The organism is Lactococcus sp. dk101, from assembly GCF_009601055.1.
Taxonomy (GTDB): Bacteria; Bacillota; Bacilli; order Lactobacillales; family Streptococcaceae; genus Lactococcus.
In genome coordinates, this window is sequence record NZ_WITI01000002.1 from 254,264 (window position 1) to 275,550 (window position 21,287).

Annotated in this window: 22 protein-coding genes and 1 pseudogene; 20 read left to right on the forward strand and 3 right to left on the reverse strand. The window is 37.5% G+C overall.

Annotated features, from left to right (window positions below; translation table 11 throughout):
* The first annotated feature begins 52 nt into the window (after window positions 1-52).
* The 10 genes from GHI45_RS03080 to GHI45_RS03125 all read left to right on the forward strand — a co-directional run bounded on the left by GHI45_RS03080 (window position 53) and on the right by GHI45_RS03125 (window position 9,313).
* The gene (locus tag GHI45_RS03080) at window positions 53-2,017 is read left to right on the forward strand and encodes a DHH family phosphoesterase (RefSeq protein WP_147779027.1); all 1,965 of its coding nucleotides are present in this window, start codon (window positions 53-55) and stop codon (window positions 2,015-2,017) included.
* Window positions 2,018-2,041: 24 nt separating this feature from the next.
* Window positions 2,042-2,494 (forward strand): 50S ribosomal protein L9, encoded by a 453-nt coding sequence (gene rplI / locus GHI45_RS03085; protein ID WP_147779028.1) that lies wholly within the window; start codon window positions 2,042-2,044, stop codon window positions 2,492-2,494.
* Between the two features lies 1 nt (window position 2,495).
* Window positions 2,496-3,860: a replicative DNA helicase gene (dnaB, locus tag GHI45_RS03090; RefSeq protein WP_147779029.1), complete on the forward strand. Its 1,365-nt coding sequence runs from the start codon at window positions 2,496-2,498 to the stop codon at window positions 3,858-3,860.
* Window positions 3,861-4,002: 142 nt separating this feature from the next.
* Complete coding sequence (locus GHI45_RS03095; RefSeq protein WP_147779030.1) at window positions 4,003-4,251, forward strand: Veg family protein; 249 nt, start codon at window positions 4,003-4,005, stop codon at window positions 4,249-4,251.
* Window positions 4,252-4,507: 256 nt separating this feature from the next.
* Entirely contained in the window at window positions 4,508-5,281 is a 774-nt protein-coding gene (locus tag GHI45_RS03100) for a phosphotransferase family protein (RefSeq protein ID WP_187230048.1), read from the forward strand.
* Window positions 5,282-5,356: 75 nt separating this feature from the next.
* Window positions 5,357-6,031, forward strand: coding sequence for a tRNA (guanosine(46)-N7)-methyltransferase TrmB (trmB, locus tag GHI45_RS03105; protein ID WP_147779032.1), 675 nt, complete (start codon window positions 5,357-5,359; stop codon window positions 6,029-6,031).
* Window positions 6,032-6,065: 34 nt separating this feature from the next.
* The gene (nrdR, locus tag GHI45_RS03110) at window positions 6,066-6,512 is read left to right on the forward strand and encodes a transcriptional regulator NrdR (protein WP_147779033.1); all 447 of its coding nucleotides are present in this window, start codon (window positions 6,066-6,068) and stop codon (window positions 6,510-6,512) included.
* Window positions 6,513-6,548: 36 nt separating this feature from the next.
* Window positions 6,549-7,745, forward strand: coding sequence for a DnaD domain protein (locus GHI45_RS03115; RefSeq protein ID WP_147779034.1), 1,197 nt, complete (start codon window positions 6,549-6,551; stop codon window positions 7,743-7,745).
* Window positions 7,720-8,604, forward strand: a complete 885-nt coding sequence (gene dnaI / locus GHI45_RS03120) for a primosomal protein DnaI (protein WP_147779035.1) — start codon at window positions 7,720-7,722, stop codon at window positions 8,602-8,604. Before GHI45_RS03115 ends, dnaI begins: the two co-directional genes overlap by 26 nt.
* Window positions 8,597-9,313: an NADPH-dependent oxidoreductase gene (locus GHI45_RS03125; RefSeq protein ID WP_147779036.1), complete on the forward strand. Its 717-nt coding sequence runs from the start codon at window positions 8,597-8,599 to the stop codon at window positions 9,311-9,313. Before dnaI ends, GHI45_RS03125 begins: the two co-directional genes overlap by 8 nt.
* A gap of 23 nt (window positions 9,314-9,336) precedes the next feature.
* Here the strand turns inward: GHI45_RS03125 and GHI45_RS03130 are convergent, their stop codons facing one another.
* Window positions 9,337-10,080: a tyrosine-protein phosphatase gene (locus tag GHI45_RS03130; RefSeq protein ID WP_147779037.1), complete on the reverse strand. Its 744-nt coding sequence runs from the start codon at window positions 10,078-10,080 to the stop codon at window positions 9,337-9,339.
* A 267-nt stretch (window positions 10,081-10,347) separates the two neighbouring features.
* On the opposite strand from GHI45_RS03130, the gene der reads away from it, so the two are divergent.
* From der to GHI45_RS11555, 4 genes are all read left to right on the forward strand, one after another.
* Entirely contained in the window at window positions 10,348-11,658 is a 1,311-nt protein-coding gene (gene der / locus GHI45_RS03135) for a ribosome biogenesis GTPase Der (RefSeq protein WP_147779038.1), read from the forward strand.
* Window positions 11,659-11,921: 263 nt separating this feature from the next.
* Window positions 11,922-12,884, forward strand: a complete 963-nt coding sequence (locus GHI45_RS03140; protein WP_147779039.1) for an Ig domain-containing protein — start codon at window positions 11,922-11,924, stop codon at window positions 12,882-12,884.
* A 100-nt stretch (window positions 12,885-12,984) separates the two neighbouring features.
* Window positions 12,985-13,719: a hypothetical protein gene (locus GHI45_RS03145; protein ID WP_147779040.1), complete on the forward strand. Its 735-nt coding sequence runs from the start codon at window positions 12,985-12,987 to the stop codon at window positions 13,717-13,719.
* 30 nt (window positions 13,720-13,749) lie between these two features.
* Window positions 13,750-14,622: an LCP family protein gene (locus GHI45_RS11555; RefSeq protein ID WP_147779041.1), complete on the forward strand. Its 873-nt coding sequence runs from the start codon at window positions 13,750-13,752 to the stop codon at window positions 14,620-14,622.
* A gap of 74 nt (window positions 14,623-14,696) precedes the next feature.
* Here the strand turns inward: GHI45_RS11555 and GHI45_RS03155 are convergent, their stop codons facing one another.
* Window positions 14,697-15,398: an LrgB family protein gene (locus GHI45_RS03155; protein ID WP_147779042.1), complete on the reverse strand. Its 702-nt coding sequence runs from the start codon at window positions 15,396-15,398 to the stop codon at window positions 14,697-14,699.
* A gap of 106 nt (window positions 15,399-15,504) precedes the next feature.
* A pseudogene (locus GHI45_RS03160) lies at window positions 15,505-15,870 on the reverse strand (CidA/LrgA family protein); the annotation flags it as partial.
* 332 nt (window positions 15,871-16,202) lie between these two features.
* On the opposite strand from GHI45_RS03160, the gene GHI45_RS03165 reads away from it, so the two are divergent.
* Genes GHI45_RS03165 through GHI45_RS03190 form a run of 6 tightly spaced genes read left to right on the forward strand, consistent with a single transcriptional unit; the run spans window position 16,203 to window position 21,282 of the window.
* Window positions 16,203-16,988 (forward strand): YveK family protein, encoded by a 786-nt coding sequence (locus GHI45_RS03165; RefSeq protein WP_147779044.1) that lies wholly within the window; start codon window positions 16,203-16,205, stop codon window positions 16,986-16,988.
* 11 nt (window positions 16,989-16,999) lie between these two features.
* On the forward strand, window positions 17,000-17,695 hold the full coding sequence (locus GHI45_RS03170) for a polysaccharide biosynthesis tyrosine autokinase (RefSeq protein WP_147779045.1): 696 nt from the start codon (window positions 17,000-17,002) through the stop codon (window positions 17,693-17,695).
* 20 nt (window positions 17,696-17,715) lie between these two features.
* A complete protein-coding gene (locus GHI45_RS03175) occupies window positions 17,716-18,480 on the forward strand; it encodes a tyrosine-protein phosphatase (RefSeq protein WP_147779046.1) in 765 nt (254 codons plus the stop codon).
* A gap of 15 nt (window positions 18,481-18,495) precedes the next feature.
* Window positions 18,496-19,182 carry a sugar transferase gene (locus GHI45_RS03180; RefSeq protein ID WP_147779047.1) on the forward strand — a complete coding sequence of 229 codons (687 nt, stop codon included), beginning with the start codon at window positions 18,496-18,498 and terminating at the stop codon, window positions 19,180-19,182.
* A 1-nt stretch (window position 19,183) separates the two neighbouring features.
* The gene (locus GHI45_RS03185; protein WP_187230045.1) at window positions 19,184-20,305 is read left to right on the forward strand and encodes a glycosyltransferase; all 1,122 of its coding nucleotides are present in this window, start codon (window positions 19,184-19,186) and stop codon (window positions 20,303-20,305) included.
* Window positions 20,305-21,282: a glycosyltransferase gene (locus tag GHI45_RS03190; protein ID WP_147779049.1), complete on the forward strand. Its 978-nt coding sequence runs from the start codon at window positions 20,305-20,307 to the stop codon at window positions 21,280-21,282. The genes GHI45_RS03185 and GHI45_RS03190 overlap by 1 nt, the downstream gene beginning before the upstream one ends.
* Window positions 21,283-21,287: the final 5 nt, after the last annotated feature.

Consider the following 21,287-nt stretch of genomic DNA (forward strand, 5'->3'; position numbering starts at 1 on the left):
CTTTAAGTTTGTCTCGTCCTATGGTAAAATAGATTAAATATAGGAGTATGATATGAATTTTATAAAACGTTTTTCATCAAGAACCATTATCATTATCATGATATGTGTTCAAATTCTTGAAACTTTATTCGTCATTTTCTCAGGTTCTAGATATATCGCACTTGCCTATCTTTTTGTGCTTAATGTAATTATGACATTTCTTTTGATTTTTCAATCGAAAAATTATGAATTAAGAAGGCATGATTTTATTCGTAAAATCAACGATGATGCTGAGAATTCATTGAATGCCACGCTCGACAATATGCCCATTGGTGTCATCAGATATAATGAACAAACACTTGAGCCAGAATGGTTCAATCCTTATATTGACATGATTTATAAGGGCATTGAAAAAGTCATTGATCGCTCTGACATCAAGCTGATTTTGAAAAAGAAACTTGAAGATCTCTATGTGACCATTGGCAATCAAAAATACGTGGTCAATGTTGATGAAGAAAAACACTTGATTTACTTGATTGATGCCACAAAAGAAGTTGCATTCCGTACAGATTTCAATGACAGTCGTGCCGTAATTGGTGCTATTTATGTTGACAATTACGATGATGCGACAGATTTGATTTCAGACAGTGAACGCACCGTCATCAACAACTTTATCGCAAGCTTCTTAGAAGAATTTTCTGCCAAGTATGCTTTTTATCTGCGTCGTATTTCGAGCAGTCGTTATTTCTTTTTCTGCGACTATCGTATTTTAGACCAACTGATTAAAGATAAATTTGAAGTACTCAAAGATTTTAGAACCAAATCAACGGAAAAAGAAATTCCATTGACCTTATCCATTGGTGTTTCTTATGGTTGGGAAGATTTTCCAAATATCGGAAAAGTAGCCATGAATAATCTTGAATTGGCTCAAGTCCGTGGGGGCGACCAAGTGGTCTTGCGTGAAAATTCTGCTCAAGCACGTCCCGTTTATTTTGGGGGCAATTCAGAAAGTCGGACGCAAAAAAGTAGAACGCGTGCAAGAGCAATTTCAACGGCGCTTCGTACTATTGTTACTGAAGCTGAAGACATCTTTATTGTTGGCCATCGGTTTACCGACATGGACGCTTTGGGCGCTGCCATTGCCATGAAAGTTTTTGCCAATATGACAGGAAAAGAAGCCTTTGTCGTCTATGATGAAAAGCAGCTTTTATCTGATGTGGAACGTGCCATTGAAAAAATGAATGAAAGTGCAGACGGTTATACACATATCGTCAAACTTGAAACGGCGCAACGCTTGAAAAAACCAAATTCATTGTTGATTATGGTTGACCACTCAAAGCCAAGTCAAACACTAGATTTTGACTTTTATAAATCCTTTGAAAAAGTGGTTGTCATTGACCATCACCGTCGTGATGATGATTTCCCAGAACAAGCCCTCTTGTCTTATATTGAGTCAAGTGCCAGCTCAGCGAGTGAATTGACAGTAGAAATCCTCCAATTCCATGACAACAATCGTCGCCGTATGTCAACGATTGAAGCAAGTATCGCACTTGCTGGTATCGAAATGGATACGAAAAACTTTACCAAGGCAACGACAGCAAGAACCTTTGAAGCTGCAGCTTATCTGCGCTCTCGTGGGGCAGATAATGACTTGATTAAAGTAATTATGGCAACAGATTTTGATAAATATAAAATTGTGAATGAAATTGTGATTAACTCTGAAATGATTTTCCCAGGCATTGTTTTAGGAATGGGACTTAACAATCAGAAATATGATAATATTTCAACAGCCAAAGCTGCGGACACCATGCTTGATATGGCAGGCGTAACTGCTTCGTTTGCCTTGACCATGCATACCAATGGTTTTATTTCGATTTCGGCGCGCTCTCGCAACGGTTTCAATGTACAAACCATTATGGAACAAATGGGCGGTGGCGGACATTTCAATAATGCTGCAACGCAGATTTATGAACGCACCATTCCAGAAGTTAAAGCCGATCTCATTCGCTTACTCGAAGAACGCTTAGCAAATAATTAAAAAATAGATAGTGGAGAAAATAAAATGAAAGTCGTATTTTTACAAGATGTAAAAGGACAAGGAAAAAAAGGCCAAATCAAAGAAGTCCCTTCAGGATATGCACAAAATTTCTTGTTTAAGAAAAGTTTAGCTAAAGAAGCAACAAATGCTGCCGTTTCACAAGTTGAAGGACAAGAAAAAGCCCGTATCAAAGAAGAAGCTGAACAGTTGGCAGCAGCAAAAGTTTTGAAAGAACAACTTGAAAAAGACGATGTGATTGTTGAAATCGGAATGAAGGTTGGCCAAACAGGTCATACTTTTGGAGCCGTTGATAAGGCAGACATTGCTAAAGCACTCAAAGTTCAATACGATGTTGAAATCGATAAACGTAAAATCCAACTCAACAACAAATTGCAAGCCTTGGGAACAAAAGATGTTCCGATCAAATTGCACCGCGATGTGACAGCAACAATCAAAGTTAGAATCGGCGAGAAATAAGATGCCAGAAATTGATTTGATTAAAGCTCCGCCTCAAGATCTTGCGGCAGAACAAGCAGTTTTAGGTGCCATGTTTTTGGATAGCGACCGTTTGGTTGAAGTCAAAGAATTTATCAGCGCAAAGGATTTTTATAAAACATCTCATCAAATCATTTTCAAAACAATGGAAAAGTTATTTGATTTGCGCGAGGCCATTGATGTTTTAACCATCAGAGCTGCCTTGGAAAGTCAGGGAGAGATTGAAAATATCGGCGGGATTGCTTATATTGCGGAACTGGCAAATAGTACTCCAACCTCTGCAAATGCGGTTTATTATGCTAAAATCGTCGCTGAAAAATCATTGTTGCGTCAGTTGATTAATAAAATGACAGCCAGTGTTGAAAAAGCTTATCGGCAGGATTCACCAGCAGATGACATTTTAGCGGAAGCTGAAAAGGGCTTGATTGATGTCCAACAAGGACGCAATACCACTGGATTTCGTAAGATTTCGGATGTCATCAATTTATCACTGGATGATATTGAAAAACATTCTCAAGAAAAAAATGTGGTCACAGGACTTGCGACAGGCTATATCGAGCTTGACCGTATGACAACTGGACTACATGATGAAGAATTGATTATCATTGCGGCCAGACCTGCCGTAGGGAAAACGGCATTTGCCTTGAACATCGCTCAAAATGTTGGAACAAAACAAGATAAAGCTGTTGCGATTTTCTCACTTGAAATGGGTGCTGAAAGTCTGGTCAATCGTATGATTGCCAAAGAAGGTCGTATTGAGTCTCAACACATTCGAACAGGTCAGTTGACCGATGACGAATGGAATGCCTTGTTCATCGCAACAGGTGCCTTGTCAAAAGCAGAAATCTATATTGATGATACGCCAGGTATTAAGATTTCTGAAATTCGTGCAAGATCACGCAAATTAGCACAAGAAACGGGCAATCTAGGCTTGATTTTGATTGACTATCTCCAATTGATTTCGGGTACAGGTAGAGAAAATCGTCAACAAGAAGTTTCTGAAATATCTCGTCAGTTGAAGATTTTGGCTAAAGAATTGCACGTTCCGGTTATTGCCCTAAGTCAATTGTCCCGTGGCGTTGAGCAAAGACAGGACAAACGTCCTGTCTTGTCTGACATTCGTGAATCAGGGTCTATTGAACAAGATGCCGATATCGTTGCCTTTCTTTATCGTGATGATTATTACGAGCGTGAGGGCGAAGAAGAAGGCGAAGAATTAGCCGATAATTCAGTTGAAGTCATCATTGAAAAGAACCGTTCAGGAAGTCGTGGAACCGTGAAACTTGCATTTGTAAAGGAATACAGCAGTTTTGACAACATTGATGTCCGATATGGAGACCCATACTAGATTTTTTAGTGCTTTTCGTGTTATAATAAATATAATTGTCTAAATAGACATTTTGCTTTTTGCATTTCGTTTTTTATACAAATCGGAAAAAGGCAAGCCACCTTTATTTTGAGTGTGGTAGAAGCAAATCATCGGAGGAAACATGGATAATCAAACTCAAGAAGTCGGAAAAATCGTTGATATCAGAAACCAAGTGCAATCACATCTTGGTCAAACCATCGAAATCACATCACAATTTGGTCGTAAACGTGAAAACCGTCATAAAGTCAACTTGATTGAAGCATACGCAACACATTTTGTTATTGAAAACATTCCAGCACGTGGACCAAAAACGACGGAATCATACCAATATGCAGACATTTTGACTTCAACAATTTTAATTCATTTCTAAGGAATTAAATGAAGTCTGATTTTTATACTAGTTAACCTCTAAACGACTTTTAAGTCGTTTAGTAGATTAACTGCAAATATACTGCCTTGCGCTAGCCTTTTGCTCTTGTTGCTTTAGCAACTAAGCAAACGGACAAATCTTTTATGCGCAAGAAGTGGTTTGCGTAAGACGCAAACTTTAACTTCTATGTTTTTTAGAAGTTAAACAGTATTAATCACTCATGAAAAATAATTATGGAAAGGAGGATAGCGTTATGATGGCGAATTGGGACTTGGATATGATTCCAGTCAAAGGTGGCTCAGGCAATGCTTATACCGCACGCAACGATGAATCAAGAGTATTCATCAAGAAAAATGCCAACCCCATGCTGACAAGTATTTATCTCGAAGGCATCACACCTCGTGTACTTTGGACAAAACGAACGGTAGAAGGGGACATGCTTTCTGCACAGCCTTGGATTAACGGTCATACGCTAACTCCTGAAGAAATGAGTGACACACAAATCAATCAAATCTTATCTCATTTACATAAGAGTAAAAAGCTGATTGATTCCTATAAAAAATTAGGAAGCACTGCAGTTTTTCCAGAACATCTACTCGATACCGTTTATAATGGTTCAACCGCCATTAAAAACAGCATCTACTTAACGGGTGTGACTCAGGAAATGAGAAAAAATATTCCTGCATTGCTCGAAGACGAAATAACAGTCGTTCATGGCGACGTCAATCACAACAACTGGTTGGTGGATGACGAGACCGAACGCGTTTATTTGGTTGATTGGGACACTGTTTTTCTCAGTGATCCAATGGTCGATATGGCTTATATTTTGTCACATTATATTCGGCCGGTTGATTGGAGTAGATGGCTGACTTATTCAGGCTATCAACCTCAAGAAAACGTCATGAATAAAGTGGCTTGGTACGGCAAATTATCTTATTTGAGACAAATTTCTGATTACCTAGCAAAAGGCAAAATGAAGCAAGTCAATGAGGAAATACAGGGGCTTAGAAACTTCTGCAAATTATTTTAAGATATTATTAAAGAGAAGGGAGACCTTCTCATTTTTCAGTTTTATGTTTTTTTGTTTTATTAAAAAGGAGAGTACATGCGGGTCAAACATCGCAAAGGTGCATCAGAGCACTTGAAAGCTAACACGCATCTTGTTGTAGAAAATCCAGCTGATTTTAAAGGACGCTGGTCAGAACGTTTTGGCAATCAAAACCCTATTCATATCGAAATCGGAAGCGGAAAGGGCGCCTTCATTGTTGGAATGGCTGCACTTCACCCTGAGATTAACTATGTGGCGATTGATTTACAACTTTCTGTCTTGTCTTATGCGCTTGATCGGGCGATTGAGGCTGACTTACCAAACATTCAAATGATTTTGGTCAATGGGTCAGCACTGACAGAATATTTCGCTGATGGTGAAGTTGATCAAGTCTATTTGAACTTCTCAGATCCATGGCCAAAAACGCGTCACGAAAAACGTCGCTTGACTTACAAGTCATTTCTTGCGACAGACGAACAAATTTTGAAACCAAATGGCGAAATTCATTTTAAAACAGACAACCGCTCACTTTTTGAATATTCTCTTGTGTCCATGACCAATTATGGAATGAAATTAAAACAAGTCTGGCTTGATTTACATGCTGACGAAGCATTCGCTCCACAAAATGTCATGACTGAGTATGAACAAAAATTCTCAAGCAAAGGTCAAGTCATTTACCGCTTGGAAGCGCAATTTGTTGCTGAACCTGAGGAAAACAGTACAAAAGACTGATTTTCACTTAAAAGGATAGAATGGAGGAAATCCAATGAAATGCCCTAAATGTCATTCTGAAGAATCGAAAGTCGTCGATTCAAGACAGGCTGAAGAAGCCATTCGTCGTCGTCGTGTTTGCGAATCATGCGGATTTCGCTTTACCACTTTTGAGCGGATTGAAGAAATGCCGCTCTTAGTCATCAAAAAAGATGACAAACGTGAACCTTATGACCGGGACAAAATTATTAACGGTCTCGTTCGTTCTGCCTATAAACGTCCTGTTTCAAGTGAAGTGATTGAAAATATTGTTTCAAATATTGAACAAAAAATCCGTCAAGAAGATACCAATGAAATCCCATCAGAAAAGATTGGTCAATTTGTCATGGAAGAATTGGCAAATGTGGACGACATTACTTACATTCGTTTTGCCAGTGTTTATCGGTCTTTCAAAGATGTCAGTGAACTTGAAGCATTGCTTAAAAACATTACAAAAAAATAAATATTTTAGTTTTTGATATTCAACGAAAGGAGAAAAATGTTAGCAGGAAATCAGTTTAAAGTTGTCAGTACTGACAGCGTCAGTTTTGACTCAAAAAGTTTTACCTTACTTTATTTGCCAATCATTGGTCGAGATGCCTTTGCCTTGTATCAGCTTTTGAGGTTAAGTGACAGTGGAAAAATTACATTTTTCTTAGAATATCTTAACTTTGGCCCCAATCAATTTTCAGAAGCGCTGGATAAATTAAGCGCCCTTGATTTGGTCAGTGTCTTTGACCATCATGATGCCTTTTATTTTCAAGTCAAAAGTCCGAAAAATTTTGAAGACTTCATGAATGACGACTTGTTGAAGCAACTTTTACGCTCAAAAGTTGAGGAGAAAACCTTCAAAAAATTATTTGAGAATGCTGAGAAACCAGAAGGTCAAAATATTTCGCGTAAATTTTATGAGGTTTATCGAATTGAACCTGTAGAAGAGACAGATGAAAAAGAGGCAGCAGAAAAACTCTTGCAAGCTGATGATTTCAACATGGGTGCATTTGAATTAGCCATGAAAGATGCACATTTGACCTTCTCAAATGAAACGCAAGACAAACTTGCCATTTACCAGTTGGCGCAAAAATTTGCTAAAAATTGGTTTGAACTGTTCAATCTAGCCCTTCAGACCAAAAATCAAGATGGCACAATCAATAAAATGCAACTGTCCAATCGCATTTTGGCTGAAACGCAGCCTTCGTCAGCGCTGACAGCTTTGCCAAAACCTGTCCAAGCCTTACTGAACAATGCTAAAACGCATCAGCCAACTGATTATCTCAATCAGTTGCGGAAAAATACGGGGGGAACAACGTCACAAGCAGAATATCGTATTTTGAACGAAATGGCGAAAAAAAATCTGCCAGACGAAGTCCAAAATATCCTTTTGCATTATGTCTTGGTTGGGCGAAAAAATTCGGTTTTGAATGTGACCTTTATTCATCAGCTCTCAAATGAATGTTTGCAAAACAATATTTACACGGCGCAAGCGGCGTTAGAGTGGTTCAATAATCGCGAAAAACGAAGTAAACAAAAGCAAACAACATATCCAGCCAAACCCAAACTGGTAAAAAAAGCACCCGAATGGTCAAATGCAAATTATGTGGAGCAGACCTCCTCAGAAGCACAGGCAAAATTCGCTGAATGGCAACAGAAAATGAGGAAGGAGAATGACAATGGAATCAATAGGGGAAATTCTTAATCGTCGGATGGGAAGTCAAGGAAATTTCGAATCCTTGATGAATGAAACACTGAAAAATGAAGAGATACAAGCCTTTATCGCAGAAAATCAGATGACATCTGATGAAATCACGCGTTCTTCTTCCAAGTTTTACGAATTTGTGAAGGCGAAAGAAAAATTTGTTCAAAATCCTGAAAATACGAGCTATGAACCAACTTTGATTATGAACCAAGGCTATGCCGATGTTTCTTATCAAACGACGGAAGAATTAGCTAAAAAACAAGCAGAAATCAGCCTTCTAAAACGGGTCTCTATCATTGGCTTACCAAAAGAGCTGAAGAAAATTGACCTTTATAATCCTGAAGATGTCCAAATCACAAACCAAAGCCAATATCAACTGATTGAAGCAATCAATCAATTTATCCAGTCGCCAACGACCCAAAAAGGCCTTTATATCTATGGTGATTTTGGCGTTGGGAAATCTTATCTGATGGCTGCCATGGCTAACGAATTGGCACGTAGAAATATTTCAACAAGCGTTATTCATTATCCAACCTTTGTTTCTGGACTTGATTTTGATAATTCAAAGATGTGGCTTAAAGAAATCAAAGAGGCACAGGTTTTAGTGCTTGATGATATTGGTGCTGAGTTAAATAATTCATGGTTGCGTGACTCCATTTTGCAAGTCATCCTGCAGCACAGAATGCAAAACAATAGTCCGACCTTCTTTACGTCAAATTTGACCATGAAAGAATTAGAGCACCATTTAGCAGAAACAAAAAATGTTGAGGAAATTTGGCCTGCCAGACGCGTCATGGAACGTGTCAAGTATCTAGCGACTGAAATCCGTCTAGAAGGAGTTAATCGTCGTCATGAATGACATGATTGATTTAATGAAAGCTCACACTTCTGTCAGAAATTTCACAGAAGAAAAAATCCCAGCTGAAACGCTTAGGGAGTTGATTGATGCAGGTCGAGCTGCGTCCAACTGGAAAAACTTCCAGTCGTACTCGATTATTGTTGTAGATGATCAGGAACAAAAAGATAAAATTTTTGAGATACAAGCTCAAAAATCAATTAAAAATTGTTCCGCTTTTCTGGTCTTTGTTGGAGATTTGAACCGGGCTGAAAAAGCAGTCAAAATGAATGCCGGTGACTTTAAGCCTGCAGGCATAGAAAGTCTCTTGATTTCAAGTGTTGATGCCGCTGTTGCTGGTGAAAATGTATTGCTTGCTGCGGAGTCTTTAGGCTTTGGCGGTGTTGTGGTCGGATTGATACGTGACCAATCAGCAGAACTTTCTGCTGTCTTGAATCTACCAGATTTTACTTATCCCATTTTTGGAATTGTCCTTGGAAAACCTGCACGTCTCAACCCAGTCAAACCAAGACTGCCTTATGAAAACGTAGTTTTCTCAAATACATATCAAGAACAAGACGAAGCAAGTATCAAAGCTTATGACAAAGTTCAAGAAGATTATGCGGGTGCAAGAAGACTCGGAAGCAGTTGGTCACAACGGATTGTCGAGCAGTGGGGCAAATCAGAAAATCCATCTTCAACCCAAAATTTGAAAGCAAAGAAATTACTGTAAACAAAAAAAGGCGTAAGCCTTTTTTATTCGACATAAATTGCTTTGAGTTGGGCAATGTCATCTGCTGTAAAATGGAGAGCGTCAGACACAAAGGAATCAAATGAGCCATAGTGTTGGTCAATTTGGTCAAAAGAAGCTTGAAGAAAAGCTTCATTCACTTCAAAAGCAGGTTTGAGTTTGTTGATGTCTGCATCGGACATCTGATATTGTTTTTGAATGCCTTCGATTAGTTTTTCGTTGAAATCGCGTAAGGCAATGTTGCTTGTCAAATAATCGCGGAAAATAACTTCATCTGAGGCACCTAAAAGTTTCAAGAACAATGCTGCAGCCCAACCTGTACGGTCTTTTCCAAAAGTACAATGGAAGATAAAAGCAGCTTCATCTCTGTTGAGCAAAAGGTTCAGATACTCGCGATAACCAGCCAAAGCGCCCTCATCTAAAACAAAACTTTCGTAAACTTTTGCCATGAAATCTTCAACTTGAGAGCCAAATTGAGCTAGATTTTCCATACTTGGCGAGACAGCATTATTGTTTTTGAAAATATCAATGTTGAGATAATCAATTCCATAAACATCAGTATCGGCTGCTTGACTAATTTCGTCTGCCGTTCTAAAATCAATGATGATCTTGATTTGCAGATTTTTAAGTGCTTTAATATCATCTGCTGATAAATCGCTTAGATTTGCACTTCTGTAAATCAAATCAGGTTTAATTTTTTTATTGTCAGTCGTGGTTACGCCACCTAAATCTCTCAAATTTGCTATCATTTTACACGCTTTCTTTCATTTCTTTTTCTTTATTGTAACGTTAAAAGCGTTTTTTGTAAAGCTATTTCATAAAAAAACTTTTGTTGTAAAATTTATATTAGAGGAATCCATTTAAAGATGACAAAGCTATGAAAAATGAGGATAAAATGATATAATAAGTGAATATGCCTATTTTAAGAGATTTTTTTTGCCTTAAAAATAGAAAAGCAGTGAAAAGCATTTAAAATATAAAATATGAAAATAGAAATGAAATAAGGAGAAAGAAATATGGCTTTGCCCACAGTTGCTATTGTTGGTCGTCCCAATGTCGGAAAATCAACAATATTTAACAGAATTGCTGGAGAGCGAATCTCCATTGTAGAAAATATTCCAGGTGTTACCCGTGACCGTATTTATGCGACAGGCGAATGGTTAAATAAACGCTTTAGTTTGATTGATACAGGGGGGATTGAGCTTACTGATGAACCCTTTATGACTGAAATTCGCGCACAAGCAGAGATTGCCATGAACGAAGCAGATGTTATCGTTGCGGTTGTTGATGGAGAAACAGGATTGACCGACGCAGATGAAGCAGTTGCACAAATTCTTTATCGCACCACAAAACCAATCATTTTGGTTGTCAATAAAGTTGATAATCCTGAACGTCGTATGGAAATCTTTGATTTTTATAGCCTTGGCCTTGGCGAACCTTATCCAGTTTCTGCGGCTCATGGTTTAGGAACAGGTGATGTGCTTGATGCCATCGTTGAAAATCTTCCAACCGATGAAGAAGAAGAAAATCCAGACGTCATCAAATTCAGTTTAATTGGTCGTCCCAATGTCGGTAAATCAAGTTTGATCAATGCCATTTTGGGAGAAGATCGCGTAATTGCAAGTCCGATTGCGGGAACGACGCGTGATGCGATCGATACCCACTTTACTGATCCTGAAGGTCAAGAGTTTGTCATGATTGATACAGCCGGGATGCGTAAATCAGGTAAAGTTTATGAAAATACTGAAAAATATTCAGTCATGCGTGCCATGCGTGCTATTGACCGCTCTGATGTTGTTTTGATGGTCATTAACGCTGAAGAAGGAATTCGTGAATACGATAAACGTATTGCTGGTTTTGCTCACGAGGCAGGAAAAGGTATTTTGATTGTTGTCAACAAATGGGATACGCTTGTTAAAGATGATAAAACCATGCAAAAATTTGAAGAAGACATTCGTTGGGAGTTCAAGTATTTGGACTATGCACCGATTGTTTACGTTTCTGCCAAAACAGGTCAACGTTTGAGTCAAATTCCAGATCATATCAAAGCAATTTCTGAGAGCCAATCTCTTCGTATTCCAAGTTCTATCTTGAATGATGTTATCATGGATGCTGTTGCCATCAATCCAACACCAACAGACAAAGGGAAACGTTTGAAAATCTTTTATGCGACTCAAGTTGCCGTTAAACCACCAACATTTGTGGTTTTTGTCAACGAAGAAGAACTCATGCATTTCTCATATTTGCGCTTCTTAGAAAATCAAATTCGTAAAGCTTTTGTTTTTGAAGGTACACCGATTCATTTAATCACACGGAAAAGAAAATAAAAAACTGAGCATTTGCTCAGTTTTTTTGTTCTCAAAAATTTGTATTAAGAACCTATTAAATAACTTGTATATTTCTAGTTATATAACATTATATTAAATTATTGATACAATTAAGAAAATTTGTGCTTTTAGTGTTGACTTAAAGTTTATAAAAGGTTACGCTTAATTTATAATGATTTTAATATTATGAATGTTTGATTATATGATATTACATATTATCAAATATAGTAAAGATTTTTTTATTTCAAAAGGAGAATAATTTTATGAATCAGAAGTACAAGATGCTTGGACTATCACTCGTAGCTGTTGCAGGTCTTACTGCCTTTGGCGTAAAAACAGCATCAGCTGAAACAGTGGACACAGATGTAAGCACATTGCTTCCAGCAGTCCAATACAAATCTCATGTACAAAATATTGGTTGGGGCAAATCATTTCTTTCAAATGGCACAATTTCTGGAACAACTGGTAAAAAATTGAGAACAGAAGCCCTTCAAATTAAAGTAACGAATTCAGCAATCACTGGTGGAATTACTTATAGCGCCCATGTTCAAAATAAAGGCTGGATGCCTTATGTTTCAAACGGAGCTACTGCGGGAACAACTGGTAAAAAACTTCGCGTTGAAGCAATCAAAGTCAAATTGACTGGCGACTTGGCTAACTATTATGACGTATATTATTCAGCACACGTTCAAAACAAAGGCTGGATGTCTTCTGTATCAAACGGTGCTGTTGCGGGAACAACTGGTAAAAAACTTCGTGTTGAAGCAGTTAAAGTTCAATTAGTACCAAAAAATAACGTATCAAACCCTGCATTGACAAAATACTTTAACTCAGAAGTTTCACAAGAATTGGGAACAACAGCTGGTTTAATCGCAGCTTTGAACAATTCAACAATTAATGATGCACTTGCTAACCTGAGTGATTCAAACAAAGCAACCATCAAAGAAGCTGCAAACAATATGTTCAGCGAAGTGAAATTTACAACATCTGCAGGTAAAGTAACAAAAGTATCTGTTAAACTTAACCAAGGTGTTTACAATCTCTTCAGAACAAAACTTGTAACAATGCTTGCTGATAAAGGTGTGAGCGAATCTACTGTTCAAACTGCAATCGACAAAGCTCTTACTTTCACGAAATATACTGTAAGTGAAGAACTTATCAACGCTGCTAAAACAGAAGGAATTACATTGAATTCTGGTCAAATCTCACTTGATAAATTAAACTAAGCTTATCATTTTAAGTCAAAAAAATACCCATATCTTTGATGTGGGTTTTGGCTTTAGAATGACAAAATTAAGAAATAACTTAGATTAACATGAGGAAAAAATGAATATTTTAATACTAGGAGCAGCTTTTATTGTTGGAGGTTTTGTTCTTTTCGGAAGCTATGTCGTCAAAAAATACAAATCAGAAGATGGAAAAAGCTCGAAAAAATGGGTGCTTTCTAGTGCAATTTTTTATGTGCTTGGCCTATTTCTGATCATTGGAAGCTTTAGCTTCTTGAAAGATACAAGTTCACAGTCTAGCACAGCGAGTTCAAAAACTGTCAGTACTGACAAGAAGAAAAAAGCTGCACAAGATTCATCAGCGCAGGCTGAAAGTAAATCTAGAGCATCGAAAGCTTCTGAAGTGGCGAAAAGTTCGAGTGCTGCCAAAGCTAAAGCTTCCAGTCAATCAGTTGCTGAAAGTACAAGTTCAGCTGCAACAACAACTTCTGCTTCACAAAGTACAAGTACGCAAACTGCAGCGGCAGCAACTACAAAAGCTTCAAGTACTGCATCAACAGCATCAAACACTTCATCTAATGATACATCCAATCAGTCGGCCTTTTATCAAGCCATGAGTGCGCAAGTTGGCGTGATTAATAGTATGGCAGGAAAAAGTGTGGTCTATTCGATTTCAGCAGGTTCTACTTATCCAAGCCTCGTCGTCAGTATCAATTCGGCAGAGGCAAGCAAGTTGACGGCTGCACAATATGAAAAAGCAAGAGCAGCGGGAACTGATTATTTGATGGGCGTTGCACAAAGTTATGGCGTTACCCCAACAATCAGTTATCAATAATTAGATTAAGGGCGATTTTAGGAGTTCATCGTGGAAAAAGAGCAACACAAGCATAAACATAAACACAAACATCGAAAAAATAAAGGAAAAATAATTAAAATTATCCTGATAGTCGTTTTAGTGGCTATTTTATCAGTTGGGATTATTGTATATGGGGTCTATCGCAACATTGAAAAAACATACACGAATTCGTATGTGCCGGTATCGACGCCAAGTAAGCATGTCGAAATTTCAAATGTGAACAGTCTTTCTATCTTGGTTATTGAAACGAAGACGGTCAATAATAAGCAAGAAAATCTGGCCACAGCCATTGCAGTCATGAATAAGAAGAGTAAAAAAATGGACTTGCTCAATATTCCTGTTGGCGCTCAGTTGCCAAAAACGCAAAAACTTGCGACTTCTTTTGATAAAGGTGGCGTTTCTTCTGTCATGGCTGACACGCAAACCTTGCTGGACATTCCTGTTTCAAACTATCTGCAAGTGGACATTGGAACGATTGGACAAACGGTTGAAGCAGTTGACGGTATCACAGTTGATAATCCAGTCGCATTTAGCCAATCGACTTATCAATTTGCAAAAGGAAATATTCTTCTGAGCAATGCCAAGCAAGTTGAAGCTTATCTGTCAGGGACATCAGAGCTTACAGACGACAGTGCGTCAAACCGTGTCTTGAAAGTTTCGCTGGGTATTTATAAGAAAATAAAAAGTTCAATTTCAATCAATTCGGTTTCAAATTTGAGTTATTACCAAAACGTCTATAATTCATTGATTGACTCAGTCAAAACGAACATTTCATTCAGTGACCTTCAAAAGATAGCCTTGGATTACAATGAAGCCTTTATGAATTCAACAAAAATTAATTTCACACCTGTCAAAACTGACGGAAAAGTGGCAATCAAATAAAATGATGTTGAAAACATTCGTCAAAAATTAGCACTCATTTTAAATTAAAAAAGCTGAGCATTTGCTCAGTTTTTTTAATATCCTAGAATAATTTTTGCAACCAGAGGGGCAATGATGACATACATGACACCTGTAATACCGATACTGAGGGCAGCCATTGCGCCATGAACTTTTCCTAGCCCAATCGCAGCCCCAGTCCCAATCGCGTGGCCCGTTCCACCTAAAGCAATTCCTTGCGCGACAGGGTCTTTAATTTTAAACAATGCAAGAAGTGGGACACCAATAACGCTGGTCAAAATACCAGTCGCTACAACGACCACGACGGTTATTTGTTCGACTCCATGCATTTTATCAGAAATCCCCATTGCCATTGCTGTTGTAACTGATTTTGGAAAAATTGATAAACTTGCCAATCGACTCATGCCAAAAAATTTGGCTGCAAGAGCAGTAAGTGTGGTATTGATGACTGTAGCGCAAGCAATAGAAATAATAATGCTTCGTGCGTGATGTTTCATCAGATGAAAGGTCTTGTACAGCGGCAACGCAAGGGCAACGGTACTTGGCCCAATCAAATCATTCAAAATGGAGCCACCCACGTAATAATTTTTATAAGAAACATGAGTAAAAGATAAGACCAAAATGATAATAACCGTTGATAATAACAAAGGATTAGTCCAAGGCTTTTGGATGTTTTCATTGATTCGAACGGTAATCATAAAGACCAGAAGTGTCAAAACGAGGCCAAATAAGGGATCTGCAGTGATTTCATTCCACATGAGTCTGTTCTCCTTTCTTGGCTTGAGTTTGCCACCATTCAGGAGTGTTTTTCTTATTTCTTGAATGTTGATTGATGACATCAAGGGCAACTTTTTGAGATATCAAATCAGTTGAAATATAATCGCCTTCAAATTTGATTTTCAGCCATTGAACAAGATGTCCGAGAACAAAAATGTTAACAATCAAAGCACAAACGACAATCAATAAAATTTGTAGCCAGAAATGAGAAATAAGCCCCCATTTTGCCATAATTCCTACGCCAGCAGGCAAAAATAGGATGGTCATGTTGTTGATTAAAAAACTGCCAACCATATCAATGTCTTTAATTTTTAACAGTTTGAATTGCAGCGCCAAAAATAACAAAATCATTCCAATAATTGAGCCTGGAAAAGGTAGATTAAATCCGCTGGAGAGCAGATTTCCGAGGTAGGAAAAACCTAAGATAAGTAATAATTGCAGATAAATTTTCATAATGTATAACCCTATTCGTTTATTTCACTATTTTTCATTTTACTCCTTGAAGCAAGAATTTACAACTCTTGCTTTTTTATATTAAATTTTTATTGAATTATTACTGGAAAAAACGGGCTATCTAATTAACAGACAATCAAATGCCAACTTTCTAACATTTTTATTTTCTGATATTTTAGGCTTGAATTAAGCTAAAAAAAGGAATATTCTATAAATTACGTGAATGGTAATTTTGTATGGGTCTGATTTGGGTATTTTACTCAAAAATAAAGAAACAATGTGAAAATTATTTTTCATTAAATCGAATTCATTTTCATAAGTTTGGAGAAAATATGCAAGTGCAAAAAGAAGAAACAATCGACTTAAGAAGCATCTTACATCTGTTGCGCAAAAGATTAGGGTTGATTATTCTATCTACTTTTATTGTTACTGTCATCGGGACAGGTTACACTTTTTTCATTGCAACGCCGGCGTTTACGGCAACAACTCAGTTGGTCGCAAAACTGCCAGATTCATCAAATTCGGCCATGTATGCAGGTCAAATCACTGGTAATATTCAAATGGCCAATACCATCAATCAGGTCATTGTCAGCCATGCTGTACTTGACAAAGTACAAGCCAATTTGAACTTGCCAGACAGTAGTTTTCAAAGCAAAGTTACTGCGACAAATACGACAAATTCGCAAGTGATTACAGTCACTGCAACCTACGGCAATCCCTATACTGCACAAAAAATTGCCAATGAAACGGCGAAAGTTTTTAGTGACGATATTGCTCAAAAACTGAACGTCACCAACGTTATTGTTTTGACAGAAGCAACAGCTAATACAACACCAGTTTCGCCAAGACCAAAGCTTTATATTTCATTGTCAGCGCTGGTAGGTCTGATCATCGGTTGTGGACTTACTTTCTTACTTGAAATCTTTAACAATAAAATCAACACAGAAGCTGATATTGAGGCACTCGGCTTACCAATTTTGGGTGCGACCTCATTTGCAAACTCAGAAGATTTTTCAAATCCTGTCAGTGCTGACAGCCTTGTAAAAGAAACACCGAAAGTAGAAGTTGCAAGCAAAGATGAAACAACACCTAATAATTTTCCAAGAAGAAGAAGATAAGGAACAAATCAATGGCTAAAAAGAATGAAAAAATTGATAACAACCGTTATCTGATTACAAGTCTCAACCCAAAATCTCCGATTTCAGAACAATACAGAACCATTCGGACGACCATCGACTTCAAAATGGTTGACCAAGGCATGAAAAGCTTTCTCGTCACCTCTGCAGAAGCTGCAGCAGGTAAATCAACTACTATTGCCAATCTTGCCATTACATTTGCCCAACAAGGCAAACGTGTCTTGTTGATTGATGCGGATTTACGTAAACCGTCAGTACACATGTCTTTCAAAATTCCAAATCGGTCAGGACTGACAAACATTTTGACCCGGCAATCAACAGTTGAAGAAACGCTTCAAGGATCACCAATCAACGAAAATTTAGCCATCATTACCTCTGGCCCTATTCCACCAAACCCATCAGAATTATTGAGTTCAGCAGGAATGAAAAATTTGATTGAAACCATGACGCAGGCATTTGACATCGTCTTGGTCGATACGCCTCCTTTGAGTGCGGTAACGGATGCGCAAATCATCAGCGGCTTTGTTGGCGGTGTTGTGGTCGTTGCCAGAGCCTATCAGACTAAAAAGGAAAGCCTAGCTAAAACGAAGAAAATGTTAGACCAAGTGCAAGCCAATATTATTGGAGTGGTCTTGCATGGAGTCAATACCTCAGACACGGCTTATTATTACTATTACGGTGCAGAATAAAGGATTAAAAAGGAGAACCAATGATTGACATTCACTGTCACATTTTACCTGGCATTGATGACGGAGCTAAAACAGCTCTCGATACACTGACCATGCTCAAATCAGCAGTTGACGAAGGCATCACGTCCATCGCTGTTTCTCCGCATCATAATCCTCAGTACAACAATGAACGCCCCTTGATTTTGGAAAAAGTAGCAGAAGTTCAACAGATTGTTCGAGAAAATCAGCTCCCAATCGAAATTCTTCCCGGCCAAGAAGTCAGAATTTATGGCGATTTGCTGCAAGATTACGCTGCTGGAAAGCTCGTTACTTCAAGCGACCGTTCGCATTATATGCTGATTGAATTTCCATCAAATCATGTGCCAAAATACGCTTCTCAGCTCTTTTACGATATGAATTTGAATGGCCTCCAGCCCATTCTAGTACATCCAGAGCGCAATGCAGGAATTATTGAAAATCCTGACCTCCTCTATGAATTCGTTGAGCAGGGCGTTTTGAGTCAAATTACTGCGTCCAGTATTACAGGACATTTTGGTAAAAAAATACAAAAATTAAGCTTTCAAATTATTGAAAATGATTTGACTCATTTTGTGGCTTCCGACGCGCACAATGTGACAAGTAGGGCATTTAAGATGCGAGAAGCTTTCGAAATCATCACTGATCAGTACGGTTTTTCAACTGCTCAAATGTTTCGAGAAAATGGACAAGCTGTCATTGTTGACAGAACCATTTATCCAAATAGCCCATCAAAAATAAAAACAAAAAAATTCTTTGGATTATTTTAGGAGAAAGAAGGAAAAATGCAAGTCTCAACCGATCGCTATAATACAGAATTATTTGAAAAGAAATTAGTAAAGTTCAGACCTTTTACGGTAAACGAGCTAATCTTCAAACGCATTTTTGATATTTTAGGTGGGTTAGTGGGCGCATTATTCTTTGTAATTGCCGTTTTTATCCTCTTTATTCCTTATCATTTAGCAAAAGGAAAAGACAAAGGTCCCATGATGTATCGTCAAAAACGATATGGAAGACGGGGGAATATTTTCTATATCTGGAAATTTCGCACCATGATTATGGACGCGGAGCATTATTTAGACGAACATCCAGAAATCAAACAAGCATATCATGATAATGGCAATAAGCTAGAAGATGATCCGCGCGTAACTAAAATTGGCAAGTTCATTCGCCAACATTCGATTGACGAGTTGCCACAATTTGTCAATGTATTAAAAGGGGAGATGAGTCTGGTTGGGCCCCGCCCAATCTTGCTATTTGAAGATAAAGAATATGGCGACCGTCTGCCCTATCTTTTGATGTGCAAGCCAGGTATCACAGGCTATTGGACAACGCATGGCCGAAGCGCCGTCGTTTTTCCAGAACGGGCCGATCTTGAACTTCATTACCTCGAAGTTCACAGTCTTGTTTTTGATGCTGCCCTCATTTTTATGACCATCGCACAAAGCATTTATGGGAAGGACGCCTATTAACATGAAAAAGGCCTTTCTAATCCATTACGATGGCTATTTTGATATTCGGTTGAAATATGTTGAACAATCCCTTCAAGAAAGGGGATTTAAAGTAACGCTCATTTTTTCTGACTTTGATCACTATACGAAATCAAGTAAAGAATATCCTAACTCAAATGTACATAAAATTCATGTACCAGCTTACAAGAAAAATATTTCTATCAAGAGAATAATTTCTTATCTTTCTTTCACAAGGCAAGTTAGAAAACTCTTAAATAAAGAAAAACCTGAATTCGTTTATGCTATTATTCCGCCGAATTCATTGGCAAAAAGTCTATCAAGCTTTAAAAAATGTCACCCAGAAACGAAAATCATTTTTGACATTTTTGACTTATATCCTGAGCAAATGCCAATACTGTCCAATACTCCAGTCGCAAAAATATGGGCTAATCTTAGAAACCAAAGTTTGAAAACAGTAGATTTTGTAATATTAGAATGTTACTTTTATCAAAAACAGCTTGAAAATTTTCTCAATGACGATAAAAATGAGGTGCTTTATCTCAATCGTTCGGAAATTCTCCTTTCCACAAATAATGTATGGCAAGACAAACAAATTGATATAGCATACTTGGGATCGATTAACTGGCATATTGACATAGAACATATCCTCACTTTTTTAAAAACACTGAATCAAAAGAAAAAAGTGGTCTTACATATTATTGGTGATGGTGAAAGAGCGAAGACACTTCAAGAGGAACTGACAAAAGAAGCTATTTCCTTTGTGTTCTATGGCAAGGTCTTTAATCCTGAAAAAAAGCGACAGATTCTTCAAAAATGTCAGTATGGTTTAAATGTTTATCGAGCAAATTTAGGCATTGGACTCACCATGAAATCGGTAGAGTATCTTCAATATTCATTGCCACTGATTAATGCGGGAATAGCAGACACGAAACAACTGATTGAGGAATTTCATATTGGTCATGACATTGACAATTCACTTGAAAAAACAGTTGACAAAATCGTATCAGTGACGAAAGAAGATATGATACTAATGCGCACGCAGTGCGGCTTTGTTTTTAAAGAAAAATTTTCAGATGAGAGTTACCTGAAAAAACTAAATACAATTTTGGATAACCTAAGATAATGATGAAAAAAGTAACAATTTTGCTGGCGGTTTACAAACCAGACATGATTTTTTTTGAGAAATTATTGCGGAGCTTGAATAACCAAACTTATGCAAATCTTTTCCTCAATATAAGAGACGACAGTGCAGATGACAGCCAATATGTCAAAATTTCAAAACTGGTTAATGAACTGATAACAAATTTTGAGTTTCAAATTTTGAAAAATGAACATAATATGGGGAGCAATAAAACATTTGAGCAATTGACACTTGAGTCAAATGGTGATTATTTTGCTTATTGTGACCAAGACGACATTTGGAATAAAGACAAGCTCACAAAATTGGTCAAAAAAATTGAAGAAGAAAATGCAGAGATGTGCTATTCGGATTTATCTGTGATTAATCAAGACGATTTTCAAATCGCTGCAAGTTTTACGGAATTAAAAAAACGAGTGGTGCATGTCTATGGGGATGATTTGTTTGATTATTTTCTCAGACGAAGCAGTGTGACAGGCTGTACCATGATGGTTAAAGCGACAGTGGCTAAAAAAGCCCTTCCCTTTCCAACAGAATTTATGGTACATGACCAATGGCTCACATTGTACAGTGCAGCTATCGGAAAAATTGCCTATGTGGCAGAACCTTTAATTCGCTATCGGATTTATGAAGGTAATCAAATTGGTGCTGCCATTTTACCGGATATTAATTCAAAGGCAGAATATTTACAAAGAAGACTCCTTAAGGAACGTGATAAATTCCTATTTTTAAGAAAAAACGATGCGTTTAATCCAAAGCAGATTGAGCAGATTAATTCTAATATTGAATTTATTGAAACCAGAATTCAATTTTTTGAACAGACAAATTTTAATCACAGTATAAAAATGTTCAAAGAGATGAAAAAAGATAAACAGCTCATTTTATTAGAAGTTTTTATTGGCGTGATGCCTAAAATAATTGTAAAAAAATTATTTGATAAACTCCATAATAAGAAGGGCTAAGAAAT